General features: G+C 61.8%; 11 protein-coding genes and 1 pseudogene. 8 read left to right on the forward strand and 4 right to left on the reverse strand.

The genetic code is table 11. The features are described 5' to 3' along the window. Nucleotides 1-614 (reverse strand): annotated as a pseudogene (locus EU811_RS08295) (pyruvate dehydrogenase (acetyl-transferring), homodimeric type); the annotation flags it as partial. 290 nt (nt 615-904) lie between these two features. Here EU811_RS08295 and EU811_RS08300 point away from each other — a divergent pair. The 5 genes from EU811_RS08300 to EU811_RS08320 all read left to right on the forward strand — a co-directional run bounded on the left by EU811_RS08300 (nt 905) and on the right by EU811_RS08320 (nt 6,909). Then, complete coding sequence (locus EU811_RS08300) at nt 905-2,470, forward strand: NCS1 family nucleobase:cation symporter-1 (RefSeq protein ID WP_142938014.1); 1,566 nt, start codon at nt 905-907, stop codon at nt 2,468-2,470. Nucleotides 2,471-2,548: 78 nt separating this feature from the next. After that, entirely contained in the window at nt 2,549-3,310 is a 762-nt protein-coding gene (locus EU811_RS08305; RefSeq protein ID WP_142938015.1) for an aspartate/glutamate racemase family protein, read from the forward strand. 25 nt (nt 3,311-3,335) lie between these two features. After that, the gene (locus EU811_RS08310; protein ID WP_142938016.1) at nt 3,336-4,103 is read left to right on the forward strand and encodes an SDR family oxidoreductase; all 768 of its coding nucleotides are present in this window, start codon (nt 3,336-3,338) and stop codon (nt 4,101-4,103) included. Nucleotides 4,104-4,654: 551 nt separating this feature from the next. After that, complete coding sequence (locus tag EU811_RS08315; protein ID WP_238703348.1) at nt 4,655-5,242, forward strand: endonuclease domain-containing protein; 588 nt, start codon at nt 4,655-4,657, stop codon at nt 5,240-5,242. Between the two features lie 179 nt (nt 5,243-5,421). Continuing rightward, nucleotides 5,422-6,909, forward strand: coding sequence for a cation:dicarboxylate symporter family transporter (locus EU811_RS08320; protein ID WP_142938017.1), 1,488 nt, complete (start codon nt 5,422-5,424; stop codon nt 6,907-6,909). A 68-nt stretch (nt 6,910-6,977) separates the two neighbouring features. Here EU811_RS08320 and EU811_RS08325 read toward each other — a convergent pair whose 3' ends face one another. Together EU811_RS08325 and EU811_RS08330 are read right to left on the reverse strand one after the other, a co-directional pair. After that, nucleotides 6,978-7,382, reverse strand: coding sequence for a sterol carrier family protein (locus EU811_RS08325; RefSeq protein ID WP_142938018.1), 405 nt, complete (start codon nt 7,380-7,382; stop codon nt 6,978-6,980). A 20-nt stretch (nt 7,383-7,402) separates the two neighbouring features. Beyond that, nucleotides 7,403-8,419, reverse strand: coding sequence for an asparaginase (locus EU811_RS08330; protein WP_142938019.1), 1,017 nt, complete (start codon nt 8,417-8,419; stop codon nt 7,403-7,405). A gap of 34 nt (nt 8,420-8,453) precedes the next feature. Between EU811_RS08330 and purD the strand changes: the two genes are divergently transcribed. Both purD and EU811_RS08340 read left to right on the forward strand, forming a co-directional pair. Next, entirely contained in the window at nt 8,454-9,812 is a 1,359-nt protein-coding gene (gene purD / locus EU811_RS08335) for a phosphoribosylamine--glycine ligase (RefSeq protein ID WP_187697100.1), read from the forward strand. Nucleotides 9,813-9,814: 2 nt separating this feature from the next. Then, nucleotides 9,815-10,753 (forward strand): phosphoribosylaminoimidazolesuccinocarboxamide synthase, encoded by a 939-nt coding sequence (locus EU811_RS08340; protein WP_091470380.1) that lies wholly within the window; start codon nt 9,815-9,817, stop codon nt 10,751-10,753. Between the two features lie 24 nt (nt 10,754-10,777). Here EU811_RS08340 and EU811_RS08345 read toward each other — a convergent pair whose 3' ends face one another. Next, complete coding sequence (locus EU811_RS08345) at nt 10,778-12,043, reverse strand: helix-turn-helix domain-containing protein (protein WP_024818003.1); 1,266 nt, start codon at nt 12,041-12,043, stop codon at nt 10,778-10,780. 127 nt (nt 12,044-12,170) lie between these two features. On the opposite strand from EU811_RS08345, the gene EU811_RS08350 reads away from it, so the two are divergent. Further along, a complete protein-coding gene (locus EU811_RS08350; RefSeq protein WP_142938020.1) occupies nt 12,171-12,395 on the forward strand; it encodes a hypothetical protein in 225 nt (74 codons plus the stop codon). Nucleotides 12,396-12,452: the final 57 nt, after the last annotated feature.

Consider the following 12,452-nt stretch of genomic DNA (forward strand, 5'->3'; position numbering starts at 1 on the left):
GTGGGGAATTCCCAGAAATCCGGCATCAACCGCGGGTGCGGGTACGAGGACAGGGCGTGGCCTTCTTTGGACTTTTCCTGACGGAACCCGTCCAAGTCCTCTTCCGTGAGGCGGCCTTCCATGAACGCCCGGGCGTACATGCCCGGCGAGGCGTGACCCTGGAAAAACACCTGGTCCCCGCCACTGGGGTGGTCCTTGCCGCGGAAGAAGTGATTGAACCCCACCTCATACAACGTCGCAGCACCGGCATAAGTGGAAATGTGCCCGCCCACACCAATATCGGACCGCTGCGCACGATGAACCATCACCGCAGCGTTCCAGCGCATATAAGCCCGGTACCGGCGCTCGAACTCCTCGTTCCCCGGGAACTGTGCTTCCTGGTCCACCGGGATCGTGTTCACATAATCAGTGGTCGTCACCATCGGCACACCCACCGACCTCGCACCAGCACGCTGCAACAACGAACGCATAATGTACTGGGCACGCTCGGTACCCTGCTCCGCGATCAACGCATCAAGGGACTCAATCCACTCCGCGGTCTCTTCCGGATCACGATCAGGCAGCTGGGCAGTCAACCCGCTGAGGATGTGTGAGGTCTCTTCTCCTGCAGCCACGTCCAACCTCTCTTCATTGAATGTCTGGGCGCTTGCTCTGTGGGGGCGCTCAAGGAATTTCGTATTGTGAGAATAAAATTCTGCAATTCGAGATTACGTCTGCTGATGGGCAGCGTCAACACGGATTGCGTAACCAAAACAGTCAACTGGGAAAGCAGTGCTCAAGCAACCGAATGTGACCCTGCATACACCGGGAACTCTTGACGTTACGTGACCTGAGTCATAAAGTGCTTTCACTATTCAATAACTAGATTCCGCATTATGGAATCAGTACGAAGTGGAGATCCACGATGCAGACGACTTCATCAGTCGGCGTCACTGAGACTCCGGGAGACAAAAACGCAGGTGGCCCCAACCACCCAGTGGTGGGAAACACTGACCTCTGCGCCATTGCTTCCGAAGCCGCAGGCCGTACCATCAGCCCCAGCCTTTACAACATTGACCTTGCGCCCACTAGGGCCAAGGGCCGCAAGTGGACCAGCTACAGCATCTTTACCCTCTGGGCCAACGACGTCCACAGCCTGGGTAACTATGCCTTCGCCATCGGCCTCTTCTCCCTCGGTCTGGGCGGCTGGCAGATCCTGGTAGCACTGGGTATCGGTGCCATTCTCCTCTTCGGGCTCCTGAACTTTTCCGGGTTCATGGGCGAGAAGACCGGCGTCCCTTTCCCGGTCATGAGCCGCATCAGCTTCGGTATCCGTGGAGCGCAGATCGCCAGCCTGGTTCGCGGCGCCGTTGCCGTGGCATGGTTTGGCATCCAGACCTACCTGGCCTCGGTGGTCCTTCGCGTGATGCTGGTGGCCATGGCTCCCGGTCTGAAGGACCTGGACAGCAACTCCATTCTTGGCCTCTCCACTCTGGGCTGGTTCTCCTTCGTGGCGCTCTGGATTGTCCAGCTGATCATTGTCAGCTTCGGTATGGAAATGATCCGTAAATACGAGGCCTTCGCAGGACCCATCATCCTGGTCACCATGGCCGCGATTGCCGTGTGGGTCTTCATCGAAGCCGGCGGTGCCATCCAGTGGAGCGGCATCAAGGGCCTTGAGGGGACCGAGATGTGGTTGACCATCTTTGCCGGCGGCGCACTGTGGGTCTCCATCTACGGAACGTTCGTCCTGAATTTCTGCGACTTCACGCGTTCTTCCGCCTCCAAGAAGTCAATCGTCAAGGGCAACTTCTGGGGCATTCCCATCAACATGCTGCTCTTCGGCGCAATCGTTGTGGTCATGGCCGGCGGTCAGTACAAGATCAATGGCACTGTGATCGAGAGCCCCTCGGACATTGTGGAGAGCATCCCCAATACGCTTCTGCTGGTCCTTGCCTGCCTGGCACTGCTGATCCTGACCATCGCCGTGAACCTGATGGCCAACTTCGTCGCTCCCGTCTACGCCCTGACCAACCTCTTCCCGCGGCACTTGAACTTCCGCAAAGCGGCGTGGGTCAGCGGCACCATCGGCCTGATCATCCTGCCGTGGAACCTTTACAACAACCCGATTGTGATCGTGTACTTCCTGGGTGGCCTCGGGGCCTTGCTAGGCCCGCTGTTCGGTGTGGTCATGGCCGATTACTGGCTGGTCCGCCGCGGCAAGGTCAACGTCCCGGAGCTCTACACCGAGGACCCCAAGGGTGCCTACTTCTACAAGCGCGGCGTGAACCCGAAGGCCATCATTGCCATGATCCCGGCCGCCGGCCTTGCCATCGCCATCGCCTTCATCCCGGGGCTGGCAGCAGCTGCCCCGTTCGCCTGGTTCATCGGGGCCGGCGTCGCTGCCCTGACGTACTTCGCTGTCGCGGATAAGAAGCAGGTCCACGAGGACGTATCCGGCGAGCCGATCGCCGTCGCGAGCACCCACTGACTCACCGAAAACATCAAGGCTCGCCCGTCCTCTCCGTTCCATCGGAAGAGGACGGGCGTTGCCGTCGAGAGGAAAACCATGCGCATCCTTGTAGCAAACGTGAACACCACCCAGTCCATGACGGAGTCCATAGCAGCCCAGGCCCGTGCAGCAGCTGCCCCCGGCACGGAAATTATCGGTATCACTCCGCGTTTTGGCGCCGACTCCTGTGAGGGCAATTTCGAAAGCTACCTCGCCGCAATTGCCGTCATGGATGCTGTGGTGAATTATCCCGAACCCTTCGACGCTGTCATCCAGGCCGGCTATGGCGAGCACGGCCGCGAAGGCCTCCAAGAACTTCTGGACGTCCCGGTGGTGGATATTACCGAGGCGGCAGCCAGCACCGCGATGTTCCTTGGACACAAATACTCAGTGGTCACCACGCTGGATCGCGCCGTTCCGCTGATCGAGGACCGCCTGAAACTCGCCGGCCTGGACGCACGGTGTGCTTCTGTTAGGGCCAGCGGCATGGCCGTGCTGGAACTTGAGGAATACCCGGAGCGTGCTGTTGAGGCAATCGTGAGCCAGGCCGAACGAGCGGTACACCAGGACAAGGCCGAGGTTATCGTCCTGGGTTGCGGCGGCATGGCAGGGCTGGATGAGCAGATCCGCCAGCGCACGGGCGTCCCTGTGGTGGACGGCGTGGCTGCGGCAGTCACCATCGCCGAGTCCCTGGTCCGCCTTGGTCTGTCCACGTCCAAGGTGCGAACCTACGCCACGCCGCGCCCGAAGACTGTCATAGGCTGGCCGATAACTGCAGCCAAAGCCACAGCAGCCCAACCCGCTCAAGCTGCACACTGACTGCACCATCCTGAAAGGCAACCACATGACTGACTCCAGCCAGCCCACAAACCCGAGGGTCGCCGTCGTGACCGGGGCCGGTTCGGGTATTGGGCGGGCCGTCGCCAGGCTCATGCTCGCCGAAGGTTACCGTGTTGCGTTGGCCGGGCGCCGTGAGGCGCAACTGTTGGAAACCGCCGGCGGTCATGCGGAGGCGCTAGCGGTTCCGTGCGACGTAACAGTGCCCGACGACGTCGCACGCCTTTTCGCGGAGGTCCGCCAGCGCTGGGGTCGGGTTGATGTGCTGTTCAACAATGCGGGCATCTTCGGCCCGGCCGGCGACGTCGGCGAGATCAGCGTGGAGGACTGGGAAGCAACGTTGCGGGTGAACGTCACTGGTTCCATGCTGTGTGCGGCCGAGGCTGTGCGGACCATGAAGGCCCAAGAGCCGCAGGGTGGCCGCATCATCAACAATGGATCCATCTCCGCGCACTCGCCCAGGCCCAGGTCCGTGGCTTATACGGTCACCAAGCACGCGATGACCGGCCTGACCAAGAGCATCGAGCTCGATGGCCGGGAATTTGGCATCACGTGCGGGCAGATCGACATCGGAAATACGCGCACCGAGATCATGGACACCATCGGCGTCGGGTCCGGCGCGCTGCAGGCTGATGGCAGCCGCAAGGTGGAGCCCATGTTCCCTGTGGAGGACGCTTCCCGCGCCGTGCTGATGATGGCCAACATGCCGGCGTCGGCCAGTGTTGGATCCTTGGTGGTGACCGCCGCCGGCATGCCGTTCGTAGGCCGCGGCTAGCGAGTTTTTGTACACATAACGCCCTCAAAATAGCCCTTTACGGGCATCTGCTGTACAAAAACTCAGGTCTGACGCGAATGATCTGTGGATAACTCTTCGTCGCCTCGTTCGTTATGACTGAATGGGGCATGCGTCCGTTGTCTTCTCTTCCTCCCGCACTCTCTGACCGCGCCTTTACATTGGCTGAGGCTGATGAATTCGGCATTGCCCCGAAGCGACTGCGGGCATCGGACCTACTAGTGCCCAGCAGGGGACTCCGGCTGCCGCGGCGAGTGCAGACGTTGCTGGAGGTTGCCCGGCCACATCTTGACCTCCGTCAGGGTGATTTCCTGAGCCACATCAGTGCCGCGGAGGTGCTCGGCCTACCGCTGCCTGCTTGGGCGCAGTTCAAGCCCGACGACGGCGGCCCGGTGACCGCCGTCGTCGAACCTATCCCCTGGGGGCCAAAAAGCGGGCCCCATTTTCGGGAGCCGGGGCGATTCATCCATCTATCTCGGCCCAGGAACGGATCGCTGCCTCGGCGTAGGGGAGTTGCCGGCCATCGCCTGACGTTGAGGGACGGTGACCTCACAGACGAGGACGGGGTAGTTCTCACGTCTGTTGCGCGGACGTGGGTGGATCTGGCCTCGATGTTGCCCATGGAAGATCTGGTGGTGGTGGGCGATGCCATTGTCAGCGAACACGAACGCTCGTTCGGGCCGCCGCGGGTTCCCATGGTGTCTATGCCGAAGCTGCAACACTTCGTTGAAAAGGCTAACGGTATCCATGGCGTGCGCAAGGCACGCATCGCATTGGAACGTCTGCGTGTTGGCGTTGATTCTCCTCCGGAAACAAAGCTGCGCTTGATGCTGGAAGATGCCGGACTCCCTGCCTTCGTTCCTAACTGCAGGGTTGACGACGCCCTTGGTAGGCCGGTGTGGACGGATCTCGGATGCCCGGAGTATCGGACCTGCCTCGAATACGAGGGTCTGCATCACCTTTCTCCAGAGCAGCAAGCGCTGGATGCGTACCGGGATCAGCGCGTCTCTGAGGCCGGCTGGCGCCAGGTCAAGATCAACAAGGTGGACATGAAGCACGGGAGGAAATGGGTGGTGGCCCGCGTGGTTCAAGCCCTCCGGAAGCAGGGGTGGAGGTCTTGAGTTTTTGTACAGATCCGGCCCTTATGAGCTACTCATCAGGGCAGTAGCTGTACAAAAAACCAAATGTGACTTCCGCATTATGGAAACAGAATTTCCCCTTGCGGAATGGTGTGACCAGGCTTACATTTGAAAAACCCCCTCAAAATGTGGGGCTGTTCCCAACTGATTGGTTCAGATCAATGAAGATCCCAGACTCCGCGGCGCTGAAGGCGAGTTCGGCCCCGCAGAAGAAAAAGCGGCTGTACAAGTCGCTCTTTTTTCAAATCCTGATCGCCGTCGTCGCAGGTGTACTCATCGGTCATTTCTGGCCGACCATTGGGTCCGCCCTCCGGCCACTGGGTGATGGATTCATTCAACTCATCAAGATGATCATCGCCCCGCTGATTTTCCTCGTGATCGTCACAGGCATCTCGGCAGTGGGCGACGTCAAGGCGGTCGGAAGGGTCGGGGTCAAAGCGCTCCTGTACTTCACCGGCGCCACTCTTTTCGCCCTCGTCTTCGGGCTCATCGTCGGAAACATCGTTCAGCCCGGTGCTGGCCTTAATATCGACCCCGCTACGCTCTCCCAGGACGCGCTCAACGCCAAGACCGGCAATGCGCCTCCCAAGGACGCCGCAGCGTTCATCCTGGATGTCATTCCCGTCAGCGTGATCGGTGCTTTTGCCAACAACAGCCTGCTTCAGGTGCTGTTCTTCTCCGTCTTCTTCGGCGCAGCCATCGTGGTCATCGGCCGCGAACGTTGCATGCCGGTCATCAGCCTCATGGAGACCGTTCTGGAACTGATCTTCAAGATCATGTCCTGGATCATGAAAGTGGCTCCCATCGGTGCCTTCGGTGCCATGGCATTCATCATCGGCCAGTACGGTCTGGGCACACTCAGTACCTATGCCCTCCTGATAGCCGCCTGCTACGGCGCAGCGATTGTCTTCATCGCATTGCTGTTCCTGGTGGCCTGGAGCTTCGCCAGGGTTCCGCTGTGGTCATTCCTCAAGTACACCCGCGAAGAATTCCTGCTGGCACTCGGAACAGCCTCCACGGAAGCTGTCATGCCGCGCATCATGACCAAGCTGACCAACGCCGGCTGCTCCCGTGCAACCACCGGTTTGGTAGTTCCCACGGGTTACTCCTTCAACCTGGACGGTGCCGCGATCTACCTGTCGATTTCGCTGCTGTTCCTGGCCCAGGCCTTCGGGCACAACCTCGATCTAGGCCAGCAGTTGGCGGCCCTGGGCGTCCTGCTCCTGACTTCCAAGGGCATGGCAGGCGTGCCGGGTTCGTCCTTCCTGGCACTCTCCGCCACGGCAGCAGCGCTGGGCATCTTCCCGGTGGCCGGCGTCGCACTCCTCCTTGGAGCCGACCGCCTCATGGACTCCATGCGTGTGGTGGTGAACCTGCTGGGCAACTGCGTGGCAACGTTCGTCGTCGCCAAGTGGGAGGGCCAGTTCGACCGCAGCGTCATGGTCCGCGCCTTCAACGGTGAGATCACCAATCATGACTCGGCCGTCATGCTCGGCAAGGAAGAAGTCTTCGAAGAGCAGGAACTCCAGCGCATCAGCGAGGGCCAGGAACCTTCGCCGAAGTTCCGCGGCGGTCCCTCGGCGGACGACATCCCGCAATTCGAAATGAGCAAGCGCGGGCAACCATCCACCCCGGTCTGCCCGGACTGACCGGATAGTTTTTGTACAGCTAATGCCCTTAAGACGCCGTCTTAGGGGCATTAGCTGTACAAAAACTCTTAGAGGGGGAGCAACTCGGAGAGGTCTGCACGCAAGCCGGATGCACTCAGCTTGTGCTCCGAAACCGCGTCAGCCCACGCGATCCGTCCCGTCACCAGCGACAGCCAGGTGGCGGCGTCGCACTCGACCACGTTCGGGGGAGTGCCGCGCGTGTGGCGGGGCCCCTCCACGCATTGGGTGACGCCGAACGGCGGCACCCTGACTTCCACGGAGTTGCCGGGTGCGCGGGCGGTGACTTCCTCCAGGGAGTAGCGCACCGCCGTCGCAATTAACGAGCGCGACGGCGGTGGCCCGGCAAGGCTGCCCGGCTCACCGGCACTGCCGGAAGGCTCGACGGCGGCCTGCCAGGCTGCCAGCGCAGCGCGGCCCTCGGAAACATCGACGCGGCGTCGTGCGACAGCCATGGTTTTTCTCCTCAGAAGTACTAGTCCAGCAGGGCGGAGACGGCGTGGCCCAGACGGATCTTGCCAACCTCGTGACCGCCGCCAAGCACTGGCTCAACCACCCGTTCCAGAACATTGGAAACTGCCGGGATGTCCACGGCGCCGCTTACTGCAAGAAGAGTCAGCCCCACCAGGGACGTGGCCCGCAGGTTCCCGTCCAGCATTTTCACAGCTACGGTGGCACCGGTGGGGGTTGCGAGGACAAGGACGCCCTCAGCCCCGATTTTGGCCAGGACCTCGAGTTCTTCCATGACGATGGTGTTGGACTCGCCTTTGCCTTGGACGGCCCAGGGGTAATCCAGCATGGAGGTGGCAATGGTGGCGGCACGCGCATTGGACGATTTATCACCGGGGGACTTGGCCAAGCGGGAGTAAGCCCCGGCGAGGCCGGTCAGCGAAATGGCGGCAACGGGTGCGCCACAGCCGTCGATGCCCAAATGGGAGATCGTTTCGCCGCTGTATTCCTCGATCACGGAGCGAACACGCTGCTGGAGCGGGTGGTTGGGCTCAAGATAGCTGCGCAGGTCCCAGCCGTTTTCTGTGCACGCCCAGAGGAACGCGGCATGCTTGCCGGAGCAATTAAAAGCCAGCTTGGATTGACCGCGCTCGGAGCGGACCAGCCAGTTTCTAGCAGTCTCATCCTGGGGCCAGGCGGTGGGGCATTGGAGGTTATCTTCCTTCACGCCCGCTGCTTTGAGCATCCCCTCAACAATGTCCATATGGTCCAGGGACCCGGTGTGGCTGCCGCAGGCTACAGCAACTTGTGCGCCACGGAGGGGCACGCCGGACTGCATGGAGGCCAGGGCCTGGAACGGTTTGAGGGTGGAGCGGGCCATGATGGGAGCCTCGATGTCGCCAAGACGGGTGACCACCGAGCCGTCGCCGGCAAGGACCACGGCCGCGCCGATGTGCCGGGACTCAATAAAGCCACTTCGTTCGATCACTGCCAGTTCCACCGCGGACTCAACGTTGAACGTTTCATGCGAACTTATGGGCATACAGCCAAGTCTAGAGGCGTGCAGGGTCCGGTGAATGACACAGCTTAGGCTGCTCGCCCTTCACAAAGTACCCTTGAGGACTGTGAAGGTACTCGTCATTGGCCCAGGCGGCCGCGAACACGCCATTGTCCGCTCTCTGCTTGAAGATCCGAACGTTTCCGAGGTCCACGCGGCCCCGGGCAACGCGGGCATCAGCAAACTTGTTCCCACCCATGCGATTGACGGGAACAACCCGGAAGCCGTGTCCGCCCTCGCCACCAAGCTGGGCGTGGACCTGGTGGTGGTTGGCCCTGAGGCCCCCCTCGCCGCCGGCGTTTCCGACGCCGTCCGCGAAGCCGGTATCCCGGTGTTCGGTCCCAGCAAGGAAGCTGCCCAGCTGGAGGCCTCCAAGGCTTTCGCCAAGCAGATCATGGCTGAAGCGAACGTTCCCACGGCCATGGCCCGCGTGGCCACCAACGCTGAGGAAGCCGCCGATGCCCTGGATACTTTCGGTGCACCGCACGTTGTTAAGGACGACGGCTTGGCCGCCGGCAAGGGCGTGGTGGTCACCAAGGACCGAGCCGAAGCCCTGGCCCACGCCCAGGCCTGCTTCGACGCCGGTGGAACCGTGGTGATCGAGGAATTCCTTGACGGCCCCGAGGTCTCCCTGTTCGTCCTCTGCGACGGCCGCACTACTGTTCCCCTGTCCCCGGCACAGGACTTCAAGCGCATCTTCGACAATGACGAAGGCCCCAACACCGGCGGCATGGGCGCGTACACCCCGCTCGAGTGGGCTCCCGAGGGCCTGGTCCAGGAAGTCATCGACCGCGTGGCCCAGCCCACCGTGGATGAGATGGCCCGCCGCGGCACCCCCTTTGTTGGCGTGCTCTACTGCGGCCTCGCCCTGACGTCCCGCGGCACGCGCGTCATCGAGTTCAACGTCCGCTTCGGCGACCCCGAGACCCAGGCCGTCCTGGCACGCCTCAAGACCCCGCTCGGTGCGCTGCTGCTGGCAGCTGCCAAGGGCGAACTGGACACCGCAGAAGAGCTGCGCTGGTCCAAGGACACGGCAGTCGCCGTCGTCGTCGCCGCCGAAAACTACCCGGACGCACCCCGCACCGGTGATCGCATCCGCGGCCTGAAGAAGGTTGACGAGCTGGACGGTGTCCACGTGGTCCACGCCGGCACCAAGCTGGACGACGAAGGCAAGGTGGTCTCCGCTGGTGGCCGCGTCCTCGCCGTGGTCGCGCTCGGTTCCGATCTGGTGGAAGCACGCGAAAAGGCGTACGACGGCGTTGAGCTGGTTCAGCTTGAAGGCTCACAGTTCCGTACGGACATCGGAGGCAAGGCCGCTCGCGGCGAAATCCGCGTGCCTTACACCGCAACCGGAACCATCCCGAAAGTGCAGGCTTGAGCATGACTGAGGGCATCCCCACCGGCGGCTTCGAAACCGAAACACTGGAACTTCCGGGCTGGACGCACGTCTACTCCGGCAAGGTCCGTGATCTCTACGTCCCGGCCGACGAAGCCATCACGGAAAAGATCGGCCAGGAATGCGTCTTGGTTGTGGCCAGTGACCGCATCAGTGCTTACGACCACGTGTTGAGCAGCGAGATCCCGGACAAGGGCCGCGTCCTGACGCAGCTGAGCCTGTGGTGGTTCGATCAGTTGGACGTTGAGCACCACGTGCTGGCGTCCACGGTGGAAGGTGGCGTTCCCGCTGCCGTCGAGGGCCGGGCCATGATCTGCAAGAAGCTGGACATGTTCCCGGTGGAATGCATCGCACGCGGTTACCTCACCGGTTCCGGCCTGGCTGAGTACAAGGAATCCCGCACGGTGTGCGATATCCCGCTGCCGGAGGGTCTGGTTGATGGCTCGCGCTTGGAGAAGGCACTCTTCACGCCCTCTGCCAAGGCCGAAGTGGGCGAACACGACGTCAACATCACCTATGACGACGTTGTGGCCATGGTGGGCGACGACATCGCTGCCCGCCTCAGTGAGCTCACGCTGAAGATCTACACCCGCGCCGAGGAGATCGCCCGCGAACGTGGCATTATTCTGGCTGATACCAAGGTGGAGTTCGGCATTGACGCTGCCACTGGCGTGATTACCCTGGGTGACGAGGTCCTCACCCCGGACTCTTCACGGTTCTGGGATGCGTCCACGTACGCGCCGGGACAGTCGCAGCCTTCGTATGACAAGCAGTACGTCCGTGACTGGCTGACCTCAGCAGAGTCCGGCTGGGATAAGTCCTCGGACACCCCGCCGCCGGCATTGCCCGCCGAGGTTGTGGAGCGCACCCGCGCCCGCTACGTCGAAGCGTATGAGAAGCTCACGGGCCGCACCTTCGCCTAACCGCACCCGACTTACTTGGGTTAGTCAGGCCTGCGAGTGTTCCTTCGCGGCGCGGCGCTCGGCCAAGCGGATCTCCAAGACCGCGTCCATGGCCTGCTGGACCCGGTCCGACGCTCCCGCCGCGCTGAAGTCATGCTGGGCCTCTTCCAGGAATTGGAGCGCCTCAGCGGCTTCCCCTGCTGCTTTCAAGGACTTACCCAACAGCAGCGACACTTCGCCGGCGGTGTGCCGGGCCAGCACCTTGCGGTCCGCGTAGATTTCGCGGAGCTTCTCCACGGCTGCAGGGATGTCCCCGGTCAAGTACAGCCAGCGGGCGCGGATGAACGCGACCTCCAACTGGTCTGTCTTGTTTCCGCCCACAATGGACAGCGCGAGTTCCGCTCGTTCAATGGCGGACAACGTTTCCGGTTCCACAATCCCGGAGGACAGTCGAACGGCTGCTGAAGCCTTGTTGAAGCGCGCCCACAGCTCAATGTCGTTGGCGGGGGAGAGGAGCTTGGCTGCTCGCTCGTGGTGCTTGATGCCCTCAACGTAGTCGTGGCGCATGAAGGCGACGTTGCCCACCACCCAGGCCACTTCGCCTGCCAGCTGCGACATGGAGTGCTCGTCCATGTGCTCAATCATCGCCAGACAGTATTCCCAGGCCTCGTCCAGTTTGCCGCTCTCGGCAAGAGCACCGATCAGCGCGCGGTGCGCACCAATAATGAGCGTGGAACCCTTGGGCAGCTGCTCGCTGAGCTTGACGGCTTGCTTGGCATGCTCGACGGCGGTGGCCAACTGGCCTTGTCCGTGACACACCGCGGCAAGCATCTGCCAGGCGCGAACTCCAAGGCCGGCGGACTCCGTGGCCATGGGGTGTTCCAGGAGGTGCTCAACAATCTGTTGGCATTCCTTGAGCTGCCCTTGCTTCATCACACACTCTGCCTGCATGTAGGTCATGTTCCACCAGGCGCTGTTGTTCTTGGCCTCAAGAGCGATCTGCGCTGCGGTTGCTGCGTGGCTGGCGGCGAGTTGATAGTCGCGGAGGTCCCATGCCTGCCGGGCGTACAGGCCGGCGAGGACGTACTCGGCATCACTGACGGAGACTGGTTGGCTCCACGCTTCAAGTGCCTTGGGCGCCAGCTCCAGCCGGCGGGCGAGTTCCTCGATGACTTCGGCCGTGGGCTCGCGGCGACCAGTCTCCAGCAGCGAAATATAGCTCGGTGAATACAGGTTCTTGCCTAGCTCTGCCTGCGTCAACCCACGTTCGAGCCGTTCGGCACGTAGCTTCTCGCCGAATCCGTTTCCCACGGGTCCCTCCTACAGGTGTCTTTTGACCAAAACCTTGACAGTCTCTGTGGAAAACATTTTACAATGTATGTCAACAGGGACCGTGCAATTTCCGTAACGAATCCGACTCGCATTGGGGTACAACATCATGTTCAAGAAAATCATTGCTTCAGTGGCCGTGGCGGGCGCACTGACGCTGGCAGTTGCGGCTCCCGGTGTAGTCTCTGCTGCTCCCGCGGCAGATTCCAGCACAGTAAGCGCCATTGGCAACTGGCCGGACCCTATGCGGTCCACCACCACGGCGCCCAAGAAGGACAAGTCCGAGACGACCATCTCTACGATGTCCATCGGCAACTGGCCCGACCCTATGTAAAACAATTGTAGTAAAAGAAACCCCGGAGCGTGACGAGCGATGCTCCGGGGTTTTCTT

It is taken from the genome of Arthrobacter sp. TS-15, from assembly GCF_006964045.1.
GTDB lineage: Bacteria > Actinomycetota > Actinomycetes > Actinomycetales > Micrococcaceae > Arthrobacter.

Bases quoted from the DNA above. Each gene is read 5' to 3' on its own strand.
- EU811_RS08300 (WP_142938014.1), top strand. From the start codon at position 905: ATGCAGACGACTTCATCAGTCGGCGTCACTGAGACTCCGGGAGACAAA.
- EU811_RS08305 (WP_142938015.1), top strand. From the start codon at position 2,549: ATGCGCATCCTTGTAGCAAACGTGAACACCACCCAGTCCATGACGGAG.
- EU811_RS08310 (WP_142938016.1), top strand. From the start codon at position 3,336: ATGACTGACTCCAGCCAGCCCACAAACCCGAGGGTCGCCGTCGTGACC.
- EU811_RS08320 (WP_142938017.1), top strand. From the start codon at position 5,422: ATGAAGATCCCAGACTCCGCGGCGCTGAAGGCGAGTTCGGCCCCGCAG.
- EU811_RS08325 (WP_142938018.1), bottom strand. From the start codon at position 7,382: ATGGCTGTCGCACGACGCCGCGTCGATGTTTCCGAGGGCCGCGCTGCG.
- EU811_RS08330 (WP_142938019.1), bottom strand. From the start codon at position 8,419: ATGCCCATAAGTTCGCATGAAACGTTCAACGTTGAGTCCGCGGTGGAA.
- purD (WP_187697100.1), top strand. From the start codon at position 8,454: ATGACACAGCTTAGGCTGCTCGCCCTTCACAAAGTACCCTTGAGGACT.
- EU811_RS08340 (WP_091470380.1), top strand. From the start codon at position 9,815: ATGACTGAGGGCATCCCCACCGGCGGCTTCGAAACCGAAACACTGGAA.
- EU811_RS08350 (WP_142938020.1), top strand. From the start codon at position 12,171: ATGTTCAAGAAAATCATTGCTTCAGTGGCCGTGGCGGGCGCACTGACG.